Annotated in this window: 21 protein-coding genes; 13 read left to right on the top strand and 8 right to left on the bottom strand. The window is 67.3% G+C overall.

The genetic code is table 11. The annotated features are described in order from the left end of the window. Positions 1 to 12 precede the first annotated feature (12 nt). Genes ACIA12_RS15710 through ACIA12_RS15695 form a run of 4 tightly spaced genes read right to left on the bottom strand, consistent with a single transcriptional unit; the run spans position 13 to position 3,867 of the window. Positions 13 to 1,284, bottom strand: a complete 1,272-nt coding sequence (locus tag ACIA12_RS15710; RefSeq protein WP_396367666.1) for an OmpA family protein — start codon at positions 1,282 to 1,284, stop codon at positions 13 to 15. After that, positions 1,281 to 2,786 carry a hypothetical protein gene (locus ACIA12_RS15705; RefSeq protein ID WP_396367665.1) on the bottom strand — a complete coding sequence of 502 codons (1,506 nt, stop codon included), beginning with the start codon at positions 2,784 to 2,786 and terminating at the stop codon, positions 1,281 to 1,283. Before ACIA12_RS15705 ends, ACIA12_RS15710 begins: the two co-directional genes overlap by 4 nt. Continuing rightward, positions 2,783 to 3,583 (bottom strand): hypothetical protein, encoded by an 801-nt coding sequence (locus ACIA12_RS15700; RefSeq protein ID WP_396367664.1) that lies wholly within the window; start codon positions 3,581 to 3,583, stop codon positions 2,783 to 2,785. The genes ACIA12_RS15705 and ACIA12_RS15700 overlap by 4 nt, the downstream gene beginning before the upstream one ends. Beyond that, positions 3,580 to 3,867, bottom strand: a complete 288-nt coding sequence (locus tag ACIA12_RS15695) for a hypothetical protein (protein ID WP_396367663.1) — start codon at positions 3,865 to 3,867, stop codon at positions 3,580 to 3,582. The genes ACIA12_RS15700 and ACIA12_RS15695 overlap by 4 nt, the downstream gene beginning before the upstream one ends. A 230-nt stretch (positions 3,868 to 4,097) precedes the next feature. Between ACIA12_RS15695 and ACIA12_RS15690 the strand changes: the two genes are divergently transcribed. The 7 genes from ACIA12_RS15690 (at position 4,098) to ACIA12_RS15660 (ending at position 16,533) form a co-directional block, all read left to right on the top strand. After that, on the top strand, positions 4,098 to 4,916 hold the full coding sequence (locus ACIA12_RS15690) for a hypothetical protein (RefSeq protein WP_396367662.1): 819 nt from the start codon (positions 4,098 to 4,100) through the stop codon (positions 4,914 to 4,916). Beyond that, positions 4,913 to 5,944: a hypothetical protein gene (locus tag ACIA12_RS15685; protein ID WP_396367661.1), complete on the top strand. Its 1,032-nt coding sequence runs from the start codon at positions 4,913 to 4,915 to the stop codon at positions 5,942 to 5,944. The genes ACIA12_RS15690 and ACIA12_RS15685 overlap by 4 nt, the downstream gene beginning before the upstream one ends. 88 nt (positions 5,945 to 6,032) lie before the next feature. Further along, complete coding sequence (locus ACIA12_RS15680; protein ID WP_396367660.1) at positions 6,033 to 7,214, top strand: ROK family protein; 1,182 nt, start codon at positions 6,033 to 6,035, stop codon at positions 7,212 to 7,214. A 78-nt stretch (positions 7,215 to 7,292) separates the two neighbouring features. Beyond that, positions 7,293 to 10,604, top strand: a complete 3,312-nt coding sequence (locus ACIA12_RS15675) for a TIM-barrel domain-containing protein (protein WP_396367659.1) — start codon at positions 7,293 to 7,295, stop codon at positions 10,602 to 10,604. Between the two features lie 113 nt (positions 10,605 to 10,717). Then, positions 10,718 to 13,447: a TIM-barrel domain-containing protein gene (locus tag ACIA12_RS15670; protein ID WP_396367658.1), complete on the top strand. Its 2,730-nt coding sequence runs from the start codon at positions 10,718 to 10,720 to the stop codon at positions 13,445 to 13,447. 279 nt (positions 13,448 to 13,726) lie between these two features. Next, the gene (locus ACIA12_RS15665) at positions 13,727 to 14,023 is read left to right on the top strand and encodes a hypothetical protein (protein WP_396367657.1); all 297 of its coding nucleotides are present in this window, start codon (positions 13,727 to 13,729) and stop codon (positions 14,021 to 14,023) included. A 1,361-nt stretch (positions 14,024 to 15,384) separates the two neighbouring features. Continuing rightward, positions 15,385 to 16,533 (top strand): epoxide hydrolase family protein, encoded by a 1,149-nt coding sequence (locus tag ACIA12_RS15660; RefSeq protein ID WP_396367656.1) that lies wholly within the window; start codon positions 15,385 to 15,387, stop codon positions 16,531 to 16,533. Between the two features lie 109 nt (positions 16,534 to 16,642). On the opposite strand, the gene ACIA12_RS15655 is transcribed toward ACIA12_RS15660, so the two are convergent. Beyond that, complete coding sequence (locus ACIA12_RS15655; protein WP_396367655.1) at positions 16,643 to 17,593, bottom strand: zinc-binding alcohol dehydrogenase family protein; 951 nt, start codon at positions 17,591 to 17,593, stop codon at positions 16,643 to 16,645. Positions 17,594 to 17,721: 128 nt separating this feature from the next. Between ACIA12_RS15655 and ACIA12_RS15650 the strand changes: the two genes are divergently transcribed. Further along, positions 17,722 to 18,612: a LysR family transcriptional regulator gene (locus tag ACIA12_RS15650; protein ID WP_396367654.1), complete on the top strand. Its 891-nt coding sequence runs from the start codon at positions 17,722 to 17,724 to the stop codon at positions 18,610 to 18,612. Between the two features lie 58 nt (positions 18,613 to 18,670). Here the strand turns inward: ACIA12_RS15650 and ACIA12_RS15645 are convergent, their stop codons facing one another. After that, positions 18,671 to 19,639, bottom strand: coding sequence for an NAD-dependent epimerase/dehydratase family protein (locus ACIA12_RS15645; RefSeq protein WP_396367653.1), 969 nt, complete (start codon positions 19,637 to 19,639; stop codon positions 18,671 to 18,673). Between the two features lie 138 nt (positions 19,640 to 19,777). Here ACIA12_RS15645 and ACIA12_RS15640 point away from each other — a divergent pair, with 138 nt between their 5' ends. Next, the gene (locus tag ACIA12_RS15640) at positions 19,778 to 20,404 is read left to right on the top strand and encodes a DUF2461 domain-containing protein (RefSeq protein WP_396367652.1); all 627 of its coding nucleotides are present in this window, start codon (positions 19,778 to 19,780) and stop codon (positions 20,402 to 20,404) included. A gap of 110 nt (positions 20,405 to 20,514) precedes the next feature. Here the strand turns inward: ACIA12_RS15640 and ACIA12_RS15635 are convergent, their stop codons facing one another. Then, entirely contained in the window at positions 20,515 to 21,384 is an 870-nt protein-coding gene (locus ACIA12_RS15635; RefSeq protein ID WP_396368291.1) for a helix-turn-helix domain-containing protein, read from the bottom strand. A gap of 476 nt (positions 21,385 to 21,860) precedes the next feature. On the opposite strand from ACIA12_RS15635, the gene ACIA12_RS15630 reads away from it, so the two are divergent. After that, positions 21,861 to 22,052 carry a hypothetical protein gene (locus ACIA12_RS15630; protein ID WP_363832330.1) on the top strand — a complete coding sequence of 64 codons (192 nt, stop codon included), beginning with the start codon at positions 21,861 to 21,863 and terminating at the stop codon, positions 22,050 to 22,052. Between the two features lie 26 nt (positions 22,053 to 22,078). Further along, a complete protein-coding gene (locus ACIA12_RS15625) occupies positions 22,079 to 22,264 on the top strand; it encodes a hypothetical protein (RefSeq protein ID WP_112249279.1) in 186 nt (61 codons plus the stop codon). A gap of 316 nt (positions 22,265 to 22,580) precedes the next feature. On the opposite strand, the gene ACIA12_RS15620 is transcribed toward ACIA12_RS15625, so the two are convergent. Continuing rightward, positions 22,581 to 22,814 carry a DUF397 domain-containing protein gene (locus tag ACIA12_RS15620; RefSeq protein ID WP_328320804.1) on the bottom strand — a complete coding sequence of 78 codons (234 nt, stop codon included), beginning with the start codon at positions 22,812 to 22,814 and terminating at the stop codon, positions 22,581 to 22,583. Between the two features lie 371 nt (positions 22,815 to 23,185). Between ACIA12_RS15620 and ACIA12_RS15615 the strand changes: the two genes are divergently transcribed. Continuing rightward, positions 23,186 to 24,013 carry an SAM-dependent methyltransferase gene (locus ACIA12_RS15615; RefSeq protein ID WP_396367651.1) on the top strand — a complete coding sequence of 276 codons (828 nt, stop codon included), beginning with the start codon at positions 23,186 to 23,188 and terminating at the stop codon, positions 24,011 to 24,013. A gap of 189 nt (positions 24,014 to 24,202) precedes the next feature. Further along, positions 24,203 to 25,042: a hypothetical protein gene (locus ACIA12_RS15610; protein WP_396367650.1), complete on the top strand. Its 840-nt coding sequence runs from the start codon at positions 24,203 to 24,205 to the stop codon at positions 25,040 to 25,042. The last annotated feature ends 326 nt before the right edge of the window (positions 25,043 to 25,368 follow it).

Here is a 25,368-nt window from a genome sequence, read left to right as displayed (position 1 = left end):
ATCGCGCCGGGCTCAGCCGCCGGTCTTCGGGCAGTCGGGGCGGGTCTCGATCAGGGTGAGGCGGACCGTGCGGTTCTTGACCGCGAGCACCGGGTCGAGCCCGCCGCCGGGCAACTGGTCGTCGACGTACTCCGGGAAGTCCGTACCGACGCCCCGGGTGCTGATCATCGACGGGTCGACCTGCAGGAGGACGAGTTCCTTCTTGACCGTCTCGGCGCGGCCTTTCGAGCGCGCCACCCGCCTGGCGACCGTGTCGGCGCCGGCCGTCGTGCCGGTGACGACGACGCTGCGGTACGGACCGCCCAGTAGCCACCCGGCCACCTCACGCAGTACTTCCAGCGCCGCGGGCCGGTCGCGAAACTCGTTCGACTTCGGGTGGAAGCCGACCGGCGACGCATCGTCGTAGACCACCGTCGTCTTGGCGCATGGAGGCGGGGGTGGTGGCGGTGGCGGTTTCACCACCTTGACCGGCCGGGTGGTGAAGGATGTGGTGGGGGAATTGCCGGTACGGGGTGCCGGCAGCGGGACGACGGTCGCACCCGCGGTAGTGAGGAGCTTCGTCCAGAGTGTGGAGACTGCCTCGGACTGGCCGGCGGTGAGCGGTTCCTGTGGTGGTCTGGTGTAGCCGAAGCCGACCAGGGTGACCTGGATGCCCTTGAGATGAAGGCCGTCCAGCTCGGCGGCGATCGAATCGCCGAGCTCGGCCGGGTCGACCGCGAGCATGCCGGACCGGGTCATGTCGATCACCCCGGTGTCGGACAGCCCGGAGTCGATCACCACGATCTGGCCGTCCGCGGCACCGTTGACCCGAACGAAATCAGCGGCGATCTTCATCCCCGCGAAGAGATCGGAGCCATCGCTGTCCGCGCGGGCGCCTCGCACGCTGCCGACGACGGTCTTCAGCGCACGCTTGATGTCGTCCTTGCGTCGCGCCTCGTTGTCGGTGTCGATCTCGAAATGGCTGGGCATCGGCACGAGCACGGGGCTGCCGTCGACAGCCACCACTGCCAGTTTCGTGCCGTTCTCGACGGCGCCTTGCAGGAGGCAGGAGAGCGCATCGGGTACGCCGGGGGCGGGCTGGTTCTGGTGGATGCCCACCACCAGAACCAGCGCGCGTGGAGGCTTGGCGGGAGAGCACGCCTGGCCGCCTCCGTTGGTGCCACTGGTTGTGCTCGTGGTCGTGCTGGGAGCGCTGGTGGCCTTCCCGTCGTCGCCCCCGCCGCATCCGGTCGACCCGACGAGGAGAGCGAGGAGGACGGCCATCAGCCGCACCGCGGTCCTCATGCGTCACCCGCTGCCTGATCTGGGGACCGGTACGGTCGCAGCCGAGTGATACCGGTGGCCGCCGGATCGGCGAGATGGTGTGCGGACCGTACCCGGGAGTGCGCCTTCAGGTGCTCGATCAGACCGTCGACGGCGTCATGGGCGGTCTTCTCGGCGTCCTGCCGGGTTGCCAGTTCGTGGCCGTGGAGGGCGACGGTCTGGGCCAGACGGGTGAGCAGTGCCTCGGACTTGGCCCGCTTCTTCGTCAGCTGCTCGGCCTTCCGCGCGGCAGCCCGCCGGGTCGCGGCCGCGTCGTTCGTCAGCAGGTAGCCCTCCGCCCAGGCGAGGATGCCGGTGCCCAGATAGACGGCGGCCAGCACGATGGCGACCAACCGGTCGGTACCGGTTTCGTCGTTGACCGCGCCTTGACCTTCGAATCCGGCATCGCTGGGCAGCAGGTCGGCGGCGAACCAGCGCATCACCAGCAGCGAAGCGCCGATCAGGACCCACGCGGTCAGCAACGTCCACTGGATCGGCGCGGCGGTATGTCCGGTCGCCTGTCCGCGGCGACACAACTTGCCGGCGATCATCGGCAGATTCAGGGCGGCGATGGTGAGACCGGCCGCGATCAGCCAGGACCACTGGGGCTCCAGCCCGAGCAGCCGGTCGATGGTTCCCTTGATCATCCCCAGATCGGCTGAGGCGACCAGAGCCAGGGCGAGCACCGCGACGCCGACGACGAGGAGGTGCCGCTGCGGCGATTCGTACGCCGCGCGCGGGTTCTGCCAGCCGCGGGCCCTGCCTCCGTGCACCCGGACCGCGGTCGGCAGGTGGGTCGTCGCTTTCTCTGCCCGGCCGTCGTCCGGCACGGTTGCGTCGCCGGGGTCCATCGGGAGTACAGCCGGAACGACGGTGTCAGCGTCGGCCGGTGCCAGCAGGCGGTTGAGATCGGTGGCCGGAATGGGTCCGGCCGGCTCCGGCAGGTTCCGGGCAACGGGCAGGCTCAGGGGCGGCAGTGCGGCCTCGCCCAGAAGTTCGCGGCTCGCCTGCTGTTCGCCCCGGACGGCGTCGGCCTGCAACTCGGTCAGCCGCGCGAGTTTGTGCTGTTCGTTGACGAAGTTCTCGACGGCGACGCTGTACAGCTGAGCGGTTCGCCGGGTTCGCTCGGCCGCCTGCTGGTGGGCGTGCGCGTGCCAGACCGGCCCCCGGGTCTCGATGTCGTCGTCGAGCACGTCGTCGGTCCCGGCATCCAGCGCGTTGCGAGCCGCGAGCTGATCGATGGTCCGGGTGACCTCGTCCTCACAGGCGGACTGGACCGGCGCCGGTCCGGGCAACGGGTGATCCAGCGCGGAGACCGAGTCGATCCGGCGGATGTCGGTCAGCACCTCGCCGGTGGCGTTCCAGTCGCCGAGGTCGATGACCAGGCCGTTGTGGTTCGGGATGGGTCTGGGCTTGCGACTGTGCTTGCGCCCAGGCAGCAACTTGCGGAGGAGCCCGGAGAGGCGATCGCCTGCTCTGCTCATCTGATGCTCCTTACGGTGGTGATGGTGGAGGTGGCCTCGGGTTGCTCGACCGGCAGCCAGGGGCATGGCTCGGCGGTCCACTGCGGAAGGCGCAGCGGCGGTGTGGTGCTGAGCGGATGGTCCTGTTCGGCCGCGGGCTCCGCCAGCCTCAGTGCCCGGCAGTAGGACCTGCGGTACTGGGCGGCCCGCTGCTCGTGCAGCTCCAGCAGCTCGCGGGACCGATCGACTGCCTGTCCGAACCGCTGCTCGATCCGCGTCGTCAGGTCGGCCGCGGTGGCCTCCGCGACGGCGGCCTTTGCGCGCGCCGCTTCGCAGGTGCTCTCGAGCCTCGCCAGCTGCTGGCGATGCTCAGCACGTCGCCGGGCGTCGATCGTGTGCTCGCTGTCCTGGAGCTCGGCCGGACCGCGGCGCTGGAGGATCTCCGGCGAAGGTCCGTCCGAGGCGCCCTGCCAGCGAATGGTCGCGTCGGCCAGTTCGTTCCGCGCCTGAGCAGCATCCGTGCGAGCACGGGTCAACTGCACCAGCAACTCATCGACGGCAAGCCGGGCAGCACTGAACTCGTACTGGCAGCCCGCCAGCAGCCGGTGCTGGTTCTTGGCCAGCCAGTCGGTCGGTTGTCCCTCCGGATGAGGACTCCGGTACGACGGAACCGCGGCATCACGCTTGCCATCCCGCCGCCCGGCCCGAGAATCGCGGAACCGGTCAAGCAGCCGGTACCGCGTCGCTCCACCGCCTCGGTCTTCGTTCTTCATCGTTTTCTGCCCCTTCGCCTGGTCGGCGGATTCGATGCCGCTCATGTGAGACCCGACCCCATGAACGGAGCCACGGTCAGCGGGGTCGGACGGCGTACCGAGGTCCAGGCCGGTCGCGGCCGGCTGGTCAGGTGGTAGCCGCCACAGGCATCACAGTCGTAGCCGCTCACTACGTTCCAGACGGACCGGGAGCCGTTCAGGGCCGCTCTGCCTCGCAGTGTCCGGGCGGCGTGCAGAACGTTCTTCACGTCCTTGGGTTCGTCCAGGCGCTGTTTGCCGGTGACCCGGCAGATCGGCCAGTGCCGGCGGCCTCGCTTCTCGGTCGTCATCCCACACCCCAATTCGTCGTCCTGTCCGTCTGAACAAGACGATGCGCGCGATTCCGCGACCGTCGAGCCGAGTTCACCGAGTCCGTGGTGATCGGCTTCGTGGCCGGGGGCGTCGACGCAGTAGGGCAGTGGGACGGGTTCGTGGAACCGGTGGCCGGTGCATTCCGCGACACCGGCGACTTCGCGGAAACCACCTACCGCCGGCGGAATCGGCAGACAGGATGAACCTCATGGCGTGGATCGACGAGTTCAGGAAACTGGACCCACGGGTTCGCGAGACGCGGATCGCCTTCTACCAGGCGGCCGCGGCCTGGACCGAGGAACGGTACCCGCGAAAGGAGGAGCTGATCGCGACCTCGGGCAAGGGTCAGCAAGCCTTCTACAACCAGTTCGGGCCGGCCGTTCAGCGGGCCTGTATCGACGTCGAACGGCACGGGACCAGGGCGGTCATCGACCAGGCGAAGTCCTGGTTCGTCCAGCCCTGGCTGGACGGCTGGACCACTCAGGCACAGCGGCTCCGGCTCGGACCGCGCCGTCGGCTGGAGACGCTGGTGCAGATCTCGGCCCGCTGGGCGGAGGAGTACCGGTCGCTGGCCGCGCGCGACGACGCCGCGCTGCCGGAGTCGCTGGCCCAGGCCGTCGTCCGATGCAATCTGCGCAGCCACGGTCAGCCCGCCCCTCGGGCCGACCTGACCGTCGCAGGCGCCGACATCGTCCGCGCGGCCGTCTGCTTCGTCGTGCGCGAGAACCGGCCTGGCTCGGTGGTCGGAGCACTCGGGTCGGTTCGGGCTGCCATCGCGGCGCTCGACCTCGACGAGCACGGCCTGGAAGGGCATACCTGGAAGGTGATCGGCGCCATCTCGGACCTGATGCAGATCTGGTCCACCACCGACGAGGATCTCTCACCCCGACTGCAATGGGTGCTCGCGCTCGCCATTCAGCAGTTGCGGGAGGAGAGATCCCCGGTCCCCGGACCGGCGGTCCGACTGGTACCGCCTGCACTTCCCGGGGATCGACCTGATGCCGACCGATCCGAGGAAGCGATATGACGATTCCCGCCCGCAGCTCCGCCCCCGGCGCGCGGCCCTTCACGCCCGCCGAAGAAGTACTACTGGCCCGGCTGGAGGTGCTGCGCGTCGTCCTGCCGGTCGATCCGGCGGCCGGCATGCCCGAGCTCCGGGCCATCTGCAGCACGGCGGCCAAACAGTTCGGCGAGACGGCGCTGGTCACTCTCGAGGCGAAGTACATGGTGATCTACCACGAGGCGAAGAACCACGACGCCGCGACGACGGCGGCCCGCTTCGCCGAACTGGCCGCGACCTGTGAGCGGTGTTTGGGACCGGAGGCCTACCTGACCCGCCGCAGTGCGCTGGTACGGGCCCAGTTCGTCCGCAAGTCGGGTGACCCCGAGGGGATCAGGCTGTACGAGGAAGAACTCGCCCACCGGGAGCAGGCCGACGGCCCGTCCGCCTGGCTGAGCCGGCTGGCCAGACTGAATCTCGCGGTCGCGCTGCGCGACCGGGGCGAGTTGAACGACCTGAACCGCGCGGACCAGATCATCGAACGGGAGCTGACCGAGCGTGCCGCCGAGTACGGCGAGGAGCACCCGCGAACGCTCGTTGCCCTGGCCAACAAGGCGTTGCTGCTGCTGGCCCTGGTCGACGGCGGACATCTCGGTGGGGATGCCGAGCGGGCGCTGCAGTTGGCGACCGACGTGGTCCGGGTCCGTGAGACCGTCCTCGGACCGCTGCACGAGAGCACACTCAACGGGCAGATGATCCGGGCGCACGCGCTGATCGCCTTGCAGCGTTGCGACGAGGCGACCTGGATCCTGCTGCGAGTGCTCGCCGACCAGGCGGCCGCCGGTGCGAGTGACCCGGGTCGTGCGGAGGAGTTGCTGGCCCGGGCGCTGGCGGGGACCCATCGGCGGTCGGACCTCGAACAGGCCCGGCAAGTCGCTGCGGATGCCACGCGCCTCCGGTCGCGTCAGTACGGCCCCGACACTCCCCAGGTACGGCGTGTCGAAGAGCTCGAAGCGAGCATCCTCACCCAGCTCGCCGCGGCTTCGGCTCGCTGAAGGAGGCCCGAGCTGTTGACCTGGCTGGGGTGGCCGGGTTAGCTTCCGGGGACTTCCTTCGGTGACCTTAGTAAGGCGGGTGAGGTGGGTGCAGCCGGTTCGGGTGGGGAGCAAGGAGCTGATCCGGGAGATCAACTCGTCGCTGGTGCTGGGGGAGCTGCGCGGTGGGCTGGTGTCGCGGACGGAGCTGGCCAAGCGGACCGGGTTGAGCCTGCCGACGGTGTCCGAGATCGTGGCCGAGCTGATCGGCTCGGGCGTGATCGAGGAGCGCGAGACAGCGTCGTCCGGAGGTGGCCGGCGGCCGGTGCTGCTCGGGCTGAAGCCGGACGCCGGCTACGTGATCGGCATCAAGGTCACCGAGACCCGAGTCATCGCAGTGCTGACAGATCTCAACGCCGGCATCGTCGAGCGGGCGACCGCGACTCTCGGGCACGATGATGTGACCACCGTCGTACGGACGGTGGCGGCTGTGGTCAAGAAACTGAAGGCCAAAGCTGGACCTGTGTATGGCGTCGGGGTTGGGCTCGCAGGCGTGATCGACCGGGCCAATGGGGTGGTTCGGCATGCCACCTATGCCGACTGGCGTGATGTTGATCTGGCTGGGTTGCTGACCGAGCGGATCGGGTTGCCTGTGGTGGTGGACAACGACGTGAATACGTTGGTTGCCAACGAGCAGTGGTTCGGGGCCGGGCGCGGTGTGTCCGATGTGGCGGTGGTCAGCATCGGGCGTGGTGTCGGGCTCGGGATGGTGCTGGACGGGCGGCTGTACCGGGGCGCCGGTGGTGGGGCGGGGGAGTTCGGGCATACCAAAGTCGTTGCCGACGGCCCGCTTTGTGACTGTGGCGGGCGTGGCTGTCTGGAAGCTCTGATCGGCGAACCGGCCATTCTCGCGGCCAGCAACTGCGCCACCATCGAGGACGCCGCCGAGCTCGCCCGCGGCGGCGACCGAGCGGTGAAAGCTGTCTTCGATCAAGTCGGCCACACGCTGGGGACGGCCGTCGGCAACCTCGTCAACCTCTTGAATCCGAAGCTGATCGTGCTCGCGGGTGAAGGCACGCGGGTGAGCGATCTGTTCCTGCCCGGCTTCGAGGAAGCCTTGAAACTTGCCGTGTTCGACGGGCTCCAGCGCGAGCTGGACGTGGTCGTCGACGACTGGGACGACGAGGCCTGGGCGCAGGGCGCCGCCGGCCTCTTCCTGGGAGAACTCTTCCAGCCGAACCTCCGCCCGGACGAGGCCAACCGCCCGTCCCTCACCAAACGTTCCGCCTGATCTTTCTCTCTTTTTCTGTGAAGTGAGGCTCCAGCCTCACCTTCTTCTTTCTTTCCTTCCCTGAAGTGAGGCCTGTCGATGAGTCACGCCCTGAACGCCCCAAGAAGACGGGGGATTGCTGCGCTCCTGGTGCTCGCAGCAGTCATCTTCCAGCTGTCCCCGACCCCAGCTTTCGCCGGCACGCTGACCGGCGTCTTCCACGCCCCGTACGGCGCCGACGAGCTCTACAACACCGCCCTGACCGAACGCGCCCCCCGCGACCCGATGGCCGGCGAGGCAGTCCAGATCAAGGCGACCACCTGGCCGATCTCCTCAGGCCAGACCGTCTGGATCACCTGGACCAAGAACGGTGTCAACCAGACCCCGATCGGCGGCGCCTTCGACTACAACAGCGGCAACAACACGTACTGGAAGGTCCCGCTCGGCACCTTCGCGCGCGGTGACCAGATCACCTACACGGTGAACGCCGACGTCGACGGCGCCAACCAGAAGACCACCGGCCCGTTCTCCTTCGCCGTGACCTCGTACTCCGGTACAGGCAACGTCTCCGGCTTCGTCAACAACGGCACCAGCGTCGACGTCACGACGGGCGACACCGCCGGCAGCTTCACCCCGAAGGTCCGGTTCGCGTTCCCCGCGATCGACCGCTTCCACGTGCAAGTCGCCCCGACGGGCAGCGGCCTCAACATCACCGGCTCATCGGCGTACACGGTGACCGACAGCGCGGGCACCCTCCAGATCGCCACCACCAAGGTCGTCCTCAAGATCCAGAAGTCGCCGTACCGCGTCGCCGTCTACAAGGGCGACGGTACGACGCTCATCGCCAGGCAGTACGACCCAGCGACCTTCCGCAACACCGGCTGGGCCAGCGACGGCAGCACGACGGTGACGAAGGTCGAGGACCACTGGCTGTCCCCAGCCGGCGAACGCTTCGAAGGACTCGGTGAGCGGTACGACGCGCTGGACCAGCGCGGCAAGGACGTCCACAACTACGTCTACAACCAGTACCAGGACCAGGGCCCGACCGCCCGGACGTACCTCAGCGTCCCGTTCGTCACGAACACGGCCGGCTACGGCATCTACGTGCCCAGCACCCGGTACTCCGTGTTCAACCTCGGTACGCGTCTCACCGACATGGCCGGCTTCACCGTGGACACTGGTGGCGCCCTCAACTCGACGGTCGACTACTACTTCTTCACCGGTACGCGGGCCGAGATGCTCGACCAGTACACCGCGACGACGGCGCGACCCAAGCTGCCGCCGAAGTGGTCGTTCGGGCTCTGGGGCTCCGCGAACGAGTGGAACACCCAGGCCGAGGTCAACTCCGAGCTCGCCAACATGACCTCCAACCAGATCCCGCACACCGCGATGGTGCTCGAGCAGTGGAGCGACGAGGCCACCTTCTACCTCTGGCACGGCGCGACCTACACGCCGAAGCCGGGCAGCCAGGCGCTCAGCTACGCCGACCTGACCTTCCCCGCCGGCGGTGAGTGGAGCGATCCGAAGGCGATGGTGACGGCTGCGCACAACCAGGGCATCAAGATGGTGCTCTGGCAGATCCCGGTGCTGAAGCAGGATTTCGACACCAATCCGCCGACGGCGCCGCAGCAACACGTCAACGACCGCGACTATGCCGTTGCCCAGGGCTACGTTCTCGGCGACGGCGCGGGCGGCCCGTACCGGATCCCGTCCGGGCAGTGGTTCGGCAACAGTACGGTGCCCGACTTCACGAAGACGGCGGCCACGAACTGGTGGATGAGCAAGCGGTCCTACCTGTTCGACGATGTCGGCATCGACGGCCTCAAGACGGACGGCAGCGAGGCGGTCTTCGGTCGCAACGTGACGAGTGGTTCCGGTCGCAAGGGCGACGAGCTGCACAACGCCTACCCCAACGAGTACACCCGGGCGTACAACGACTTCGTCACCACCAAGAAGGGTGCCCAGGGCACCTTGTTCAGCCGCGGCGGTACTTCGGGGGCGCAGGCGAACTCGATCTTCTGGGCCGGTGACCAGGCGTCCACCTTCGATGCGTTCCAGCAGGCCGTCCGGGCCGGCCAGAGCGCGGGCGCGTCAGGCATCCCGTTCTGGTCGTGGGACATGGCTGGGTTCACCGGGACGTTCCCGAGCAGCGAGCTCTACCTCCGGGCGGCCGCGCAGTCGACGTTCTCGCCGATCATGCAGTACCACTCGGAGAAGTCGAACCCGGGCGTCTCCGAGGCCCGCACGCCATGGAACGTGCAGGCGCGGTCGGGCGACACAACGGTCATCCCGAAGTTCCGCAAGTTCGCGAATACCCGGATGAACCTGATCCCGTACCTGTACACCGAGGCCAAGAACGCTTCCACCACAGGCCTTCCGATGATGCAGTCGATGAGCATCGCCTTCCCTGGCGACACGACGGCAGCGGCGCAGGACCAGCAGTACCTGTTCGGTCGTCAGTTGCTCGTGGCACCGATCACCACCCAGGGCGCGACCAGCAAGAACGTCTACCTGCCCGCGGGTGAGTGGTACGACTTCTGGAACGGCGGCCGGGCGCAAGGAGCCGGCACGAAGGTCTACAACGCCGACACCGGCACGATCCCCGTCTATGCCAAGGCCGGCGCGATCGTCCCACTCAACCTGAACGCGAACTACGAGCTGGGCGGCGCCATCGGCAACAGCGTCGACAACTACACCAACCTGTCCTTCCGGATCTACCCGTCCGGGACGACAAGCTACGGGTACTTCGAGGACTCGGCGAACCAGACCCGGACGGTGACGTCGACGGAGAACTTCGCCGGTCATCAGGTGACGGTGAGCGTTCCGCCGCTGGCCACGAAGAGCACGCTGCAGGTGGCGTCGAGCAAGCCTTCGTCGGTGACGAAGGACGGTGTGGCGATGACTGCGCACGCGACTCTCGCCGCGCTGCAGGGTGCCACCGAGGGGTGGTACTGGGATCCGGTGCAGCAGCTCACGCTGGTGAAGACGGCATCGAGTGCGGCGGCGCGGAGCGTAGTACTGAACGGTGTCGACAAGGCGGCTTATGAGGCTGAGTTCGGGAGTAACACAGGTACTACGGTGAACACCGATCATGCTGGCTTCACCGGCACTGGTTTCGTCGATGGCTTCGAGACCGCGGGCGACGCAGTACAGGTCGACACCAGCGCGGCGGTCACCGGCAGCCACGTGATCAAGCTCCGCTACTCCAACGGCGCTGCGACTACCGCCACCCGCACGATCCAGGTCGATGGGGTGAGCGTCGGCACGATCAACCTGCCGAGCACCGGCAACTGGGACACCTGGGGAACGGCCACGCTGACTACCAGTCTCACCGCAGGAAAACGCGTGGTGAAGGTGCTCTACGGCTCAGGCGGAATCAACCTCGACAACATTGGGGTGGGACGCCCATGAAACGGTTGATGGCCTTTGTCTTGTTGCTTCCTCTGTTGGTTGTGTTGCCAACAGCAACGGCTCAGGCGGCCGTGCAAAGAGTGCAGTTCACTGCCGGGGGCAACTACTTGGTGGTGGAGTTTCTGGATGACGATCTGGTGCACTTCGAGATGGGTGCGGGGGCGGGACCGGGCACTGGCTCGCCGATCTTCACGACCGATCAGATCGCCAAGACGAACTATCCCGGGCCGACCAGTCTCAACCAGGCCGGCGGAGTGCTGACGACGCCGGGAATCAAGGTCGACGTCAACACGACGACCCTGTGCGCGACCGTGTACGACACCGCGCGCACACCGCAACTCCTGCTCAACACGACCTGCCCGCGCAACCTCAGTCAAGCGTGGAAGGGGCTGAGCTTCACCAAGTCGTCCATGCAGAACGCGTACGGGCTCGGCGAGCAGTTCTTCATGGGTGGCAGTGCCGACGGCGACTGGGTCGGCCGGCAGCGTACGAGCGGCACCTACGGCAACGCGATGCTCTACGACACGGACAACGGGCCGGTCGGCAACGCGCAGATCCCGGTGCTGTTCGCGGTCGGCGCCAACACCACCAACTACGGCATGTTCGTCGACCAGGTCTACAAGCAGGACTGGAACCTGACCGGCGACCCGTGGACGATGGACACCTTCGGCGATCAGCTGCGCTGGTACGTGATGAGCGGACCCGATCTGCCCGACCTCCGCAAGGACTATCTCGAGCTGACCGGGCGTCCGCCGGTGCCACCGAAGAAGGCGTTCGGGCTGTGGATGTCGGAGTACGGCTACGACAACTGGAACGAGATCGACACCACCCTCAGCGGCCTGCGCGCGAACAAGTTCCCGACCGACGGCGTCATGCTCGACGTCAACTGGTTCGGCGGCGTGACGGCCGGCTCCGACAACACCCGGATGGGCACGCTGGAGTGGGATCCGGTCAACTTCCCCAATCCGGCGACCAAGCTCGCGGCGTACAAGAACACCAATGGCGTCGGCGTGATGACGATCGAGGAGTCGTACGTCGGCAAGAACCTGCCCGAGCACACGTCGATGGCATCGTCGGGCTACCTGATCCGGGCGGGCTGTTCGAGTTGCAGCCCGGCGTACCTGACCGGGAACGACTGGTGGGGTCGCGGCGGCATGATCGACTGGACCCAGCCGGCCGCGAGCGCCCAGTGGCACAACACCCAGCGGCAGCCGCTGATCAACGACGGCGTCATGGGCCACTGGCTCGATCTGGGTAAGCCCGAGATGTACGACGCCGGCGACTGGACGTCTGGGTTGCTGGCGGGCAAGCATGCGCACTCCGACTATCACAACCTCTACAACCTCGAATGGGCTCGCGGCATCGCGAAGGGCTATACAGACAACGCAGTACAGCAGCGGCCGTTCATGCTCGCTCGATCCGCGGCCGGCGGCATCCAGCGGACCGGTACTGCGATGTGGTCCGGCGACATCGGCTCCAAACTGACGGCCCTCGCGTCGCAGCAGAACGTGCAGATGCAGATGTCCATGTCGGGCATCGACTACTTCGGCTCCGACATCGGCGGCTTCCGGCGGGAGATGCTGGACAGCGATCTGAACGAGCTCTACACCCAGTGGTTCGCCAACTCGTCCTGGTTCGACGTCCCGATCCGGCCGCACACCGAGAACCTCTGCAACTGCGCCGAGACCTCGCCCGACTCGATCGGCGACGTACCGAGCAACCTGGCCAACCTGCGTCAGCGGTACGAGCTCACGCCGTACTACTACTCGCTCGCGCATCGCGCCAACACCACCGGCGAACCGCTCATCCCGCCGCTGGTCTACCAGTACCAGAACGACCCGAACGTGCGAGAGGTCGGCCACGAGAAGCTGATCGGCAAGGACCTGCTCGTCGGCGTCGCGGCCGGGGCGAACCAGCGCAAGCGGGACGTCTACCTGCCGGCGGGTACCTGGTTCGACTACTACACCAACACCAAGACGGTCAGTACCGGCCAGAACCTGACCGACGTACCGCTGTGGCGCAACGGCAAGTTCCAGCTGCCGGCGTATGCCCGGGCCGGCGCGATCATCCCGAAGATGTACGTCGACGACCAGACGATGAACGTCGTCGGGAAGCGGGCGGACGGTACGACTCGCAACGAGCTGGTCGCCCGGGTCTACTCGGACACCACGTCCTCGTCGTTCACGCTCGCCGAGGACGACGGCTCGACGATCGGGTACCAGACCGGCGCGAAACGGACGACCGACCTGACCCAGTCGCGGTCGGCCAACACGGCGACGGTGGGAATTGCGGCATCGTCCGGTACGTACACCGGGGCGCCGTCGTCTCGTCAGAACGTGGTCGAGTTGGTGGCTGACACGCAGGCGTCGGGCGTGACGCTCAACGGGATCGCGCTCACGCAGTACGCGAACAAAGCGGCCTTCGACGCGGCGGGCAGCGGCTGGTACAACGCCGGCGGCAACCTGGTCGTCGCCAAGTCGGCGGCGCTGGCGGTCGGTACGGCGAAGTCGTTCGTCTTCACGCTCGGTCAAGCGGTCGTTTCGAAGACCTTCAGCTGCTCGGGTGGGACCACGACGAGCGGGCAGTCGGTGTACGTCGTGGGCAGCGCCCCGCAGCTCGGAGCCTGGTCGGTGGCCAGCGCCGTGAAGCTGGCGCCGACCGCATACCCGACCTGGACGGGGACGATCAGTAACCTGCCGCCCAGCACGACCGTTGAATGGAAGTGCATCAAACGCCAGGAAGCGAACTATCCGGCGACGGCCGACCAGTGGGGTCCGGACCCGAACCTCTCGTTCACGACCCCGGCCACGGGCAGCGGCGGGACCACGTCGGGCGGGTTCTGAAGCATCCCCGGCAACGCGCTCTCCGGTATCCGGAGAGCGCGTTCCGGGTTCTGGACAGTCGTCCAGTTACTGGCACAGTGATGCCAGTGTCACCGGCTGTCGCGCCCTCTGAGACCATCGTCACGTGCAGGTATGTCCTGAGTAAGGACTGTGTGAAGAATCGCTGCTGACGGCTGTCCGGGCGTGGTTCGCACGCCGCGGGACCGTAAGTTCGGAGAGGTGTCGGTCGAAGTCAGGAGTGAACGAAGTGCAACGGGGCAGTCGGGCCGTGCCGTCGGCATGCCCGTCAGAACAGGCATCGTCAGCGGTGCCGGCATGACGCTGATCAACAAGATCCTGATCGCCGCCGGCGTGATCCTGCTGCTGGCCGGCCTCGGCCTCGGCTTCCGCTCGGTCTCCGCCGCCGGCACCGACTGCGGCTCGGTCTTCCAGCCCGCCGCCGGCATCACCCCAATGGCCTGCGACGCCCGCCTGAACAACGCAGGCACCCTGGTAACCCTGATCCTGATAGCCGGCGGCCTCTCCCTAGCCGCCGCCCTAACCGTCAAGGTAGTCCGCGACCGCGTCACCGCCTGACCTCCCGCATCCTCAACCGCCCGTGACGTCCGCTCAGGTGCCCCGGGCTTTGGGGTCAGTACGGGTGGGTCCGGGCGAAACCCATCACGACCCGGCCCCCCGGGGTCGAGTTCGGTGGCCAGGCCAACCCCCGGGGTGGCTTGCCGCTCAGCTCCAGATCCATCTCGTCCCCCGCTCCCGGAGCCTGAACTATGTGAGCCCGGAGTAGACGACAGAGTTGCACAAGGCAATGAATTCTCGATGACACGGACCGCAGGGGTGTGTCCGCTGACCCCAGGCGCCTTGAGGTGCAGCTCGGTTGTGGTGGGGTACGGCGTACCAGCCCGGCGCGTTCCTGCCGCCTCCCGCGCCTGGTGGTGCACGTGGTAGGGCAGCCGCCCTATGGCTCCGCTACGGATGGCAGCTGTCGCTAGTGGTGGTGGAGGATCAGGGGTCCTATGGGGATGTTTTGCTTAGTGCGTTCATCACATCCGCCACGTGTGTGCGGGCGACTCGGTCGATGGCCCTGCAGCTCAACTTGTATTGCAAATACGCCCGGATGACGTACACCACCAGACCGGCCAGTCCAAGTGCGAGCAGGGCGCCCCATGGCATCCCCGAGGCGGTGCCTATTGCTGTCACTGCACCGCCGGCACCCAGTGGAATCCATCGAGTCACGAGCCGTCCTTCCGTGACCATGGGGCGCTGATCATGCTAAGTCACCGCATCTCATCGCGAATGGATTGAAGCCGCTTACCGGTTGAGGTAACTGTCCAGAAGCCCCAGCCGTTGCGATTAGGGCTGACTGATGGGTTCAGTGCGGAGACGACAGCGATCGCCGCAGCGCTGGGTGACCTGTACTTGTGACCTTCTCCCGGGCCCTTTGTAATCGTCAATGCGAGGGAGGTGGGGTTGTATGCCCCTTCCACTCGAATCTCCTTATATACCGCATGTACGGGGACAGAGTCGCCGCCACTGGATCCCGCCGGAACAAGAGTGCGGTCGCGTCTGAATTCGTCCAGCAGGCGGTCCACAACCTCGCCCTCAGTCACCTTCCATGCTCTTGCCAACAGCTCTATTTCGGATCCAGTGCGATCCCCGACCGGTATGTTTCTCACGTTGAGCACCTCCTCTACTCAGAGTAGCACGGTTCCTCAGAGCAGCACGAGATGCTGGGTCGACACCAACTCATCCACGTTCTGCGGGCAGACTGCCGGGGCTGATCGCCTGCTCACTTGCCGATGGGGCCTGGTCGATACAGGGCGAGGCGTGCGGCGTAGAGGACCAGCAGGGCAAAGCGCTGGGGTTAGCACTACGAGCGCCGCGAGCGATTGGCTGGTTATCCGGGTGCATCGGGCGATGTCCTGGGGGAGGGTGTTGCTATGAGCATCGAATCGTTTCGGGTGGAGATTTCGCAGGCTGAGGTTGATGAGCTGCGTCGGCGGCTTGAGGTGGCTCGGTGGCCGGAGGGGTTGCCGGGGGTTGGGTGGGCGTACGGGGTACCGGTGGAGTATCTGCGGGAGCTGGCCGAGTACTGGCGGGATGGGTATGACTGGCGGGCGGCTGAGGGTCGGTTGAATGAGTGGGAGCAGTTCACGACCGTGATCGATGGGGCTCGGGTGCACTTTGTGCATCTGCGGTCGCCGGAGGCTGATGCGACGCCGTTGCTGGTCACGCATGGGTGGCCGGGGTCGGTTGTCGAGTTTCAGGAGATTGCTGGGCCGTTGACGGATCCGCAGCGGTACGGCGTGGGTGGTCCGGCGTTTCATCTGGTGATGCCGAGTATTCCTGGATTCACGTTGTCGGGGCCGACTCGGGAGGCGGGGTGGGAGCAGGTCCGGGTGGCGCGGGCGTTTGCTGAGTTGATGGCGCGGCTTGGGTATGAGCGGTACGGAGTACAGGGTGGGGACTGGGGTGCGGCGATCTCTCGGGAGATCGGGCGGCTGTATCCCGAGCGGGTGATCGGGGTGCACCTCAACCTGATTCCGGGGGCGGGGGCGACCTCAGAGCCCACGGAAGACGAGTTGGCGGTGCTCGACCCGAAGGAGCGCGAGCGGACGGTCGCGTCGTGGCAGCGCTTCGCGGGGTGGTTGAAGGAGTCGCAGGGGTATGCGGAGCTGCAGTCGACTCGGCCACAGACGGTTGCCTATGCCTTGACCGATTCGCCGGTCGGGCAGTTGGCGTGGATCGCGGAGAAGTTCGAGGAGTGGTCAGGCGACGATCCGATCGACCGGGATCACCTGCTCACCAACGTGTCGCTGTACTGGTTCACCAGGACGGCGGGGTCGGCCGGCCGCATCTACTACGAGCGCAGTCACGCCGCTTACTGGGGACAACCGCTGCCGGTATCCACCGCGCCGACTGGGTTCGCCGACTTCCCGGAGGACAACTTCATCCCGTTGCGGCACATCGCCGAGCGGACGAACAACATCGTGCGCTGGACCGAGTACCCGCGTGGCGGCCACTTCGCCGCGCTCGAAGTACCTGACCTCCTGGTCACCGACATCCGCGCCTTCTTCGCCAGCCTCTGAACCCCGCCGGCAACCAACTGCACCTGGGCGGGAATCTCAGCACACCGGTCGCCCGCCGGCGTTGGAGGCCGTAACCGGGTGGGGAGGGGCAATCGACGGGGGTAGTGGGTCAGGGGCGGAGTACCAGCTTGCCCGTGGTGCGGCGAGCCAGGAGGTCGGTGTGGGCTTGGCGGGCTTCGGCCAGGGGGTACTCGGCTATTACCGGCTCGAGTTTGCCGGTGGCGACCAGGTTGAAGAGTTCGGCGAGGGGCTCGCGGTACATGCCGGGGAGTTGGAGGGCGGGGCGGAGCCAGAAGCCGGCGACTGTGAGGTTGTGGTCGGCGAGCAGGGCGGGGTCGAGGAGCGGGCGGCGGCCTTCGCGGGCGGCGTTGCCGTAGGTGACCAGCCGGCCGAAGCCGCCGAGCGCGCCGAGCGCGGCGTTGAACGTCGCGCCGCCGGTCGATTCCAGGATCACGTCGACCGGTTGATTGTTGTTCGCGGCAACAACCCTGCTCGCGTACCCGTCAGGATCGCTGCCGATCGCGGCGTCCGCGCCGAGCGAGAGCGCCAGCTTGCGCTTGTCCTCCGTCGACGCCACCGCGATCACCCGGCCCGCACCGAACAGCCGGGCGAGTTGGATGGCCAACGTACCGACTCCACCGGCGGCGGCGTTTACCACGACAGATTCACCGGGTGACAGGCGGGCGCTGTTGCGGAGAAGGTGCCACGCGGTGAGGCCTTGGACGAGCAGGGCGAGCGCCTCGGCGTCTCCGACCGGGCCGGGCACATCCACGGCGTCAGCGGCCGGTACCACGGCCAGTTCGGCGTACCCGCCGCCATCGAACGTCGGGGCGAGGACTCGACGCCCGTCGCCTGTTCGGCCGATGACCTCGGAGCCGGGGATGAAGGGCAGCGGGGTGATGGTGGTGTAGGAGCCGTCGGTGCGGTGGGTGTCGGCATAGTTCACTCCGGCGGCGTCGACCTCGACCAGGAGCCCGTCCGCGGCCGGGGTCGGCGCTGGGACCTCTACCTGTTCAAGAACCTCGGGCCCACCGTACCGACTGACCTGGATGGCGCGCATGGAATGGTTCCGTCCTGTCGATGGAGGTTCCACCGTAGGGCCGGAAACGTGCTGCTTTGCAGAGTTGCATCTTGTTGCAACAGTCCGCTTCCATGAGTGCCGTTCATGGAAGCGGCTAGGCTGCTCGAGTGGACCTGACCGCCGCCGAACTCCGCGTCCTCGACGCCGTCGAACGGGCCGGCAGTTTCTCGGCCGCGGCGGTGGCGCTGGACCTGACCCAGTCGGCCGTCTCGCACTCGGTCCGGATGACCGAACGCAAGCTCGGTACCGTCCTCTTCGACCGCGGCCGGCACGGCGCCCGCCCGACCCCGGCCGGCGAACGCGCGATCCTGCACGGCCGCGGCGTGCTCCGCCTGATGGACGTACTGCGCGCTGACGCGCGCGCGGCCGCGGGTGGCTCCCTCGACACCCGCTTGCGGATCGCGGCCTTTCGCAGTGCGGCCGCGCAACTGCTCCCACCGGCATTGACCCGGTTGACGGCTCGGCATCCACAACTCTCGTACGACGTATCGATTGTGCGGGATGTCGGCGGCGGCACGGCGACCGAGGTGGTCGAGGGTCGCGCCGACCTGGCGATCGTCAACCTCCCGCACCGTCTCCCCGCGTCGGCCGGCCTCGTCGGCGGCGAACTGCTCGACGAGCCGTACGTGCTGATCCATCCGGCGGATTGCCTGGATCCGCGTTCCCTGCCCCTGATCGACTGGACCGAGAACTGCTCGACCGAGACGGGGCACTGGTTCCGCACGCAGGATTGGTTGCCCCCGGCCACCATCAACGTAGCCGACGACACCGTCCTGCTCTCGATGGTCGCTCACGGCCTCGGCATGGCGGTGGTACCCGAAACGACCGCCGCTGACCGCGCCCCCGAAGTCGCCGTCGAGCCCCTCGGCCCAACCGCCCCACGCCGCACCATCGGCTACCTCACCACGCCAGCCCTCTCCCGCAGCACCGCCCTCCGCGAGTTGGTCGCCGAACTGCGAGCGACTCGACCGGGAGCTGTCCCGAGCGACAGGACATAGTCCCGGTACTGCGGTCGGCTGCCGCGCGTGTGAGCGTGGCGTCCGATCGATCGGCTGACTATGTCCTGTCGGTCGGGACAGACCCCACCGTGAGCTTGCCGTTGTCGACCAGCCAGGCGACGGCGTCGAGGGTTGCGGCGAGCGCGGAGTACGAGGGGCGGAAGCCGAGGAGTCTGGCGGCCTTCTCCATCGAGCAGTGCGGACTGTGGCTGAGGTGGTCGAGGGTGATGGCCGCGTCGCTGTCCGAGACCGTTTTGCGCCACTCCTCCCATGGCAGGAAGGACAGCTGTGGTTCCTGCCCGAACCAGCGGGCCACGCCCTCGGCGTACCCGCGCAGCGTCATCGCGCCCGCGGCGACGGCGTGGAAGCTCTCGCCGATCGCAACCGACCGGTTGGCGAGCGCGGCGAGGAAGACGCCGGCCACATCGGCCGCGTGCACGTGCTGCACCGTCTCCAGCCCGAGGTTGGGGAGTACCAGTTCGTTGCCATTGGCAAGAGTTTCGAAGACGCCGAGGTCGACGTGCCCGGCCGGGTTGATCGGCGCCCATCCCGGGCCGGTGATGTGCCCGGGCCGGATCACGGTGGCGGGCAGTCCGTCGGTGCCGAGCAGGTAACGCTCGATCGCGGCCTTGGCGATCCCGTACTCGCCGAACGGGACCGTCACGGCTTCTTCCGGCGTCGGTACGAGCGCGCTCGGTCCGTGCACCCAGATCGTGCCGCAGTGCAACAGGTGCCGCACCTGGCCCCGCAGCGCCTCACCCAACTGCCGGGCGCTCTCCTCGGTGAAGCAGATCAGATCGATCACCACGTCAGCACCGAGCCCGCGAACCCGGACCCCGAAGGTCCCGGCAGCGTCCTCCGCGTCCCGGTCGACCTGCACGCGCTCCACCCGATTCCAGGCCGAGCTTGCCCGGTACGGCGTACGCTCACCGCGGCTGAGCACGACGACCTGATGCCCCGCCTGCACCAACTCCGGGACCAGGTAGCTGCCGATGTGCCCGGTACCTCCGATGACCGCGATCCGCATACCGCCCAGCGTAGACGCGGCTCACGAGCGCGCCCCAGGCGGCGGGTGGGTTCGCGGGCGCGACCTGGGCGGGGTGGGTGGGTCGGCGGGCGCGACCTGGGCGGTGGGTGGGCGCGGGTGGCGAACTATGGTGGCGGGATGAGTTTCACCGGTTTCCCGGCGGCGGCGCTGGACTTCTACGACGATCTCGAGATGGACAACAGCAAGACGTTCTGGACGGCGCACAAGCAGGTCTACGAGGAGTCCGTCCGGGCGCCGATGGTCGCGTTGCTGGCTGCGCTGGAGGACGAGTTCGGAGCGGCCAAGATCTTCCGGCCGTACCGTGACGTTCGCTTCGCCAAGGACAAGACGCCGTACAAGACCGCGCAGGGCGCTTTCGTCGCGCTCGGTCCGTCCACTGGGTACTACGTTCAGGTGGCGGCACCTGGTGTGCGGGTCGGCGCCGGGTTCTACGAGGCGTCGGCCGATCGGCTGGCGCGGGTTCGTACCGCCATCGACGAGGACCGTCGGGGCAAGGAGCTCGAGAAGCTGCTCGCCAAGCTGCAAGCAGCCGGCTGGACCCTCGGCGGCGACAAACTCAAGACGACACCGCGCGGGTACACCGCGGATCACCCGCGGATCGAGCTGCTCCGCCACAAGTCGATGACGCTCGGCAAGTCCTACGGCTTCGAGCCGATCATCCACACCCCAGCCCTCGCCGACCAGATCCGCACCGACTGGCGCGCCACCGCCCCGTTCCTCGACTGGATCACCACCAACGCCTGACCGGCGGATCCCACGGGCTGGCGCCGCACCGCCGCGCCACCCTGTCCTTCCTGCTTGAGCGTATCCATTCAGCTCACTCGAACGGTCACGTTATCCACAGGTGGAGCGGTTCAGGTGTAGTCGTGGAGGATTGCGGCTAGTTTGTCGCGGGTTTTGCTGGGTGGGGGAGCGGCTACGCAGAGGGCTTCCATGGTGGCCGTGTACTGGTCGAGGTCTTCGAGCTTGTCCAGGTACAGGGCGCTGGTGAGGTGCTCGATGTAGACGATGTCCGGCAGGTCCTGCTCGGGGAAACGCAGGATGCTGTACGCGCCGCCGGTGGCTGCGTGGCCGCCGGAGTCGAACGGCATCACCTGCAGCGTCACGTTCGGCATGTGTGATGCCTCGATCAGCGACTCGAGCTGGATTCGCATCGCCTTCAGCCCGCCGATCGGCCGGCGCAGTACCGACTCGTCGACGACGGCCCACAGGCGGACCGGGTTTGCCCGCTGCAGGACCTCCTGCCGGTTGACGCGCAGCGAGACGCGGCGCTCGACCTCCTCGGCCGGGATCAGCCCGCGACCGAGCTGGACGACGGCCCGGACGTACTCCGGTGTCTGCAGCAGACCCGGGACGAACTGGAGCTCATAAGTACGGATCAGCTGCGCCGCCGACTCGAGCCCGAGATAGGAGTGGAACCAGCTGGGCAGTACGTCGCCGAAGCGGTGCCACCAGCCGGGGTTGTTCGCATCGCGCGCAAGAGCAAGCAGCCGCTCGCGCTCCTCGGGGTCGTCGATGCCGTACAACGTGAGCAGGTCGCGGACGTCGCGTTCCTTGAAGCCGACCCGGCCCAGCTCCATCCGGCTGACCTTGGACTCCGACGAGCGGATCTCCCAGCCGGCGTCGGACCGGGTGATCCCGGCCGCCTCACGCATTCTCCGCAGGTGTGCGCCGAGGATGATCCGCAGCGCGGTCGGCCCGCCTGGAGCGCCCGACTCCGTCACACTCACCTCCGACGCCCCAACTCGAACCCAAACGGCGGCCTGCCCACCCCGACGAATCATCTCACGGACGGACCGTGATCTGTCGAAGTTCTTACATAAGAGTCGTGGGTGCTGTCCACCGGCACGGCATCGATTCCAGGTTTCTCACTGTGCGTGACGGCCGGCCGATCGGCGACGGGATGCACGCGAGCAGTCCGGAGTACCGGTAATCGCTTCCCGCTCAGCCAGTTCGGGCCGTTCGGGGCCTGAATCGGCCTCTCGAGGGGGTTCGCTGAGCCTTCAGATGGTCACAAGTCGAAAACGTGCGGATGCACGTGCATCGGGCGCTTGCATTCGTTTCGTGCGACCGCCATGATTGCTTCATGCACAGAAGGTGAGCTGCATCTCGCGAAAAGTGACATCGCGTGATCCGGCAGGCCGGTTCTACAGATCCGTCGGGCGGTACGCCGGCATGACTGGTTGGGGACCCCGAGTCGATGAATGACGACGACACCGAAGCCGTCGAGTTCGCTGCCCGCCCTTCCGGCGAGCGAGCGCCCGGCGAGCTGACCGAGCGGGAGATCCAGGAACTGGTGGCGCGCTGCCCCGAGCAGCAGCGCTGGGCCTTCGAGGGCTGGCTCCGCGGCGAGCGCCTGCTGGACGGCGATCCGATCGTGAGCCTGGGATGACCACCGAACGAGCGGGAGGACGGAAAATGGTGCGGATCTGGCTGGGCGACCACCTGATCGCCGAGTACGTCGCGGAGCCCGACCGGGCCTCGCGTTACCAGCGGGTGATGACGCCGAAGTTCACCGGTCTGCGGATCACCGTGGACGGTGCGGCGACCGCGGGTGCCTCTGAGCTCCCCAGTGAGCAGCTCTGGCCGCTCACTGTGCAGTAAAGGCAGTAGCAGCAGGCAGTACTGGCAGCAGTAGTACAGCAAAAGGCCGGCCTCCTAGCGGAGGGCCGGCCTTTGCTGTGCTCTGCCGAAGACCAGCCGGTACGCCGTGATCGCGCGCGCCGGCATGTCGCAACGGAATCTTGTGCCGGCCGCGACCGGATCACGCGGTGCCCGTAACAGGCGGCGCCGGTATCAGCCAGCATCGGTATCAGGCAGCGTCGGCAACAGGCAGCGTCCGCAACAGACAGCGTCGGCAATAGAAAGGGGCCCCCGCACCACTCGCCTGGTGAAGGGGCCCCTCGCTCTGTGGAACGAATCAGGCGAGGTCGTCGAACTCGCCGTCGTGAACGCCACCGAGAAATGCTTCGATCTCGGCCTTGGTGAAGACCAGCGCCGGTCCGTCCGTGTGACGCGAGTTCCGCATCGCCACACCGCCGCCAGGAAGCTTCGCCACCTCTACGCAGTTGCCGTTCGGGCCACTCCGCTGACTCTTCCGCCAGATCAGCTCGTCGATCGCGTCGGCGGGCATGCCGTTGTAGAGAGCAGTCATCAGCTGCACCTTCCGTACGTCTTTGGCATATGCACGTGCATTTGGGCTTGCATTTGCATCGTACACGCTGAAGGGCGATGTGTCCGGTCCACTACCCACCGTGCTCAAACGCCCGTTGGAGGGGCCCGTTACATCGCTTTGCGTGACCGATTTCGGGGTCGCGGGAGGGTGTTGTCGGGTGTTCGGACGACGATCTGCCGGGCATTCGGCGTAACTCCGGCAGGGGTCTTCCCGTTGAGAAATCAGGCGGGTGTGCGGGCTGTGTTAAATCGGTTCCGGAACACTCCAGGAAGGGCCGGACCAGGCTGCCGCTGGTATGCAAATGCACTACGATGGCGGCAACGATTCCCTACGACACAAAGGCTGCGCCGATGGCGACTCCCGACAGCCCGGATCCCGCTCCGGAGTTCGACACCTCCCAACCGACCATCGCCCGCGTGTACGACGCGCTGCTCGGTGGCAAGGACAACTTCGCTGCCGATCGCGAGGGCGCGGCGACCTACCTGAAATACGTTCCGGACGCTGGCCGGTGCGCGATCGAGAACCGGGACGCGCTCGTCAAGGGCGTGCAGTACCTGGTGCGCCAGGCGGGGATCGACCAGTTCCTGGACATCGGCTCCGGCCTGCCGACACAGAAGAACACCCACCAGGCGGCCCAGGAGATCAACCCCGACGCCAAGGTCGCGTACGTCGACAAGGACCCGATCGTGCTCGCCCACGGCCGCGCGCTGCTGGCGACCAACGACAGCACCATCGTCGTCACCGCCGATCTGCGGCAGCCGAAGGAGATCCTCGACAACGAGGACATCAAGGCGCACCTGGACTGGGACCGCCCGATCGCGCTGATGGTGGTCGGGCTCCACATGCACTTCCACGACGACGAACTGCCGGACGAGTGGGTCCGCACGATCATGGACACGCTGGCCCCGGGCAGCTACCTGTTCATCACCGACTTCGTCGACACCGGCGAGCCGCTGCAGAAGGCGATGGAGCAGGCCGGCCTGGAGAGCCTGGGCAACGGCTGGATCCGGACCCCGGAGCGGATCACCGAGCACTTCCTCGGCCTCCCGCTGGTGCCGCCGGGCCTGGACTTCCTGGCCCGCTGGTTCCCGGAGGACCCGGACGGCGACGTACCGGACGTCGACGAGCTGCAGCCGTACCAGCGGATCCTGATGGCGGGAATCGCCAAGAAGGCCTGAGCCGCGGCCGATCGGCTTAGAAGGCGCGCACCCCTCGCGGGGTGCGCGCCTTCTGCGTTTCCGTGGTACTTCGTTGCCAACTCGCCCTTGTCGATTGTGACCACCGGCGCCGGGTACCTGCACAATGAGCAGTGAAACCCTCTCTAGTAACGGAGTACTGACGTTTCTGCGTTCCGGATGATCAGGACGGTGCCTGCCGACGCGGTGGCCATCGTGCGGTTCTACCCGCCGATGGTGATCTGCTTCGCGGCCGCGCTGGCCGGTACGGCGCTCGTCTTCGACGTCTTCTATCTCGCTGCGAACCCGGGCCTCGGGCTGGCCATGGTCTACACCGTTCCGGTGCTCGCCGGCCTGATCGCCGGTCTGGTCGCGGCGGCCGACGACGTCGAACTGGAACGCCGCGTGCTGGTCTGGACGATCGCGGCAACCGTTGCCGTCGGCATCACCAACGCCATCCTGGTGGCGATGATCGCGGCGATGCGCCGGACCGACCCGTCGGACTGGAAGTCGGGCGGACAGTCGGTCCTGTTCGCCGCCTGCCTGGTGGTCGCGGTCGCGGTGATGGTGGTGGTGATCGGTGGACTGATCAGCACGCTCGGCATCGACCTCAAAACAAAACTGCCGAAGAAGAAGTACGTCGCTCCGGCACCGGCCGCTGTCCTGCGACCGAAACCCCTGGTCAGCAAAGAAGCAGCCGCCCGCGCCAAGGTCCGCCCGGATTCGTCTGACGAGCTGGGCGGAGGCGACGAGCTGGGCGGATCGGTCGAACGGCAGGGCGGCCTCCGCGCCAACGCACCTGAGCACCTGATCGACGAGACCGGCGAAGCCGGCCGCCGAGTCGAGCCGGTCCCCGCCCTGACCCCACCTTCCTTCCTCCCACCCCTCCCCAAGGTCATCGACCTGGACGAGGCCCGCCCCGTCACCCCTTGGACCGAAGGCACCGGCCACGCCGACCGCCGCGGCTCCCGCACCCGCCGCATCCCAGCCGTCCCCCCCACCCGCCGCCCCGGCCGCCGCGGCAACCGCTGACCACCCGCGGCCCCGACCCACTCCCACCCACCGGCTGCGCCAACCCACTGCGTCCGGTACGCCGACTGGGCTAACCCACTGCGTCCGGTACGCCGACTGGGCTAACCCACTGCTTCCGGTACTCCGCCCGGGCTAACTAACTGCTTCTGGCACTCCGACTGGGCTGACTCACTGCGTCCGGTACGGCGGCTGGGCTGACTTACTGCGTCGGGTGCGTCGGCTGGGCTGACTTACTGCGTCGGGTGCGTCGGCTGGGCTGACTTACTGCGTCGGGTGCGTCGGCTGGGCTGACTTACTGCGTCGGGTGCGTCGGCTGGGCTGACTAC

The organism is Kribbella sp. NPDC051620, from assembly GCF_044453825.1.
Taxonomy (GTDB): Bacteria; Actinomycetota; Actinomycetes; order Propionibacteriales; family Kribbellaceae; genus Kribbella.
Note: the sequence above shows the minus strand (reverse complement) of the source record. Positions and strands in the feature narration are given on the sequence as shown.

What these genes read in the sequence shown, in the direction of transcription:
- ACIA12_RS15625 (WP_112249279.1), top strand. Translation starts at nt 22,079, where the DNA reads ATGGTGCGGATCTGGCTGGGCGACCACCTGATCGCCGAGTACGTCGCG.
- ACIA12_RS15695 (WP_396367663.1), bottom strand. Translation starts at nt 3,867, where the DNA reads ATGACGACCGAGAAGCGAGGCCGCCGGCACTGGCCGATCTGCCGGGTC.
- ACIA12_RS15690 (WP_396367662.1), top strand. Translation starts at nt 4,098, where the DNA reads ATGGCGTGGATCGACGAGTTCAGGAAACTGGACCCACGGGTTCGCGAG.
- ACIA12_RS15615 (WP_396367651.1), top strand. Translation starts at nt 23,186, where the DNA reads ATGGCGACTCCCGACAGCCCGGATCCCGCTCCGGAGTTCGACACCTCC.
- ACIA12_RS15685 (WP_396367661.1), top strand. Translation starts at nt 4,913, where the DNA reads ATGACGATTCCCGCCCGCAGCTCCGCCCCCGGCGCGCGGCCCTTCACG.
- ACIA12_RS15660 (WP_396367656.1), top strand. Translation starts at nt 15,385, where the DNA reads ATGAGCATCGAATCGTTTCGGGTGGAGATTTCGCAGGCTGAGGTTGAT.
- ACIA12_RS15710 (WP_396367666.1), bottom strand. Translation starts at nt 1,284, where the DNA reads ATGAGGACCGCGGTGCGGCTGATGGCCGTCCTCCTCGCTCTCCTCGTC.
- ACIA12_RS15705 (WP_396367665.1), bottom strand. Translation starts at nt 2,786, where the DNA reads ATGAGCAGAGCAGGCGATCGCCTCTCCGGGCTCCTCCGCAAGTTGCTG.
- ACIA12_RS15655 (WP_396367655.1), bottom strand. Translation starts at nt 17,593, where the DNA reads ATGCGCGCCATCCAGGTCAGTCGGTACGGTGGGCCCGAGGTTCTTGAA.
- ACIA12_RS15675 (WP_396367659.1), top strand. Translation starts at nt 7,293, where the DNA reads ATGAGTCACGCCCTGAACGCCCCAAGAAGACGGGGGATTGCTGCGCTC.
- ACIA12_RS15665 (WP_396367657.1), top strand. Translation starts at nt 13,727, where the DNA reads ATGCCCGTCAGAACAGGCATCGTCAGCGGTGCCGGCATGACGCTGATC.
- ACIA12_RS15630 (WP_363832330.1), top strand. Translation starts at nt 21,861, where the DNA reads ATGAATGACGACGACACCGAAGCCGTCGAGTTCGCTGCCCGCCCTTCC.
- ACIA12_RS15620 (WP_328320804.1), bottom strand. Translation starts at nt 22,814, where the DNA reads ATGACTGCTCTCTACAACGGCATGCCCGCCGACGCGATCGACGAGCTG.
- ACIA12_RS15700 (WP_396367664.1), bottom strand. Translation starts at nt 3,583, where the DNA reads ATGAGCGGCATCGAATCCGCCGACCAGGCGAAGGGGCAGAAAACGATG.
- ACIA12_RS15645 (WP_396367653.1), bottom strand. Translation starts at nt 19,639, where the DNA reads ATGCGGATCGCGGTCATCGGAGGTACCGGGCACATCGGCAGCTACCTG.
- ACIA12_RS15640 (WP_396367652.1), top strand. Translation starts at nt 19,778, where the DNA reads ATGAGTTTCACCGGTTTCCCGGCGGCGGCGCTGGACTTCTACGACGAT.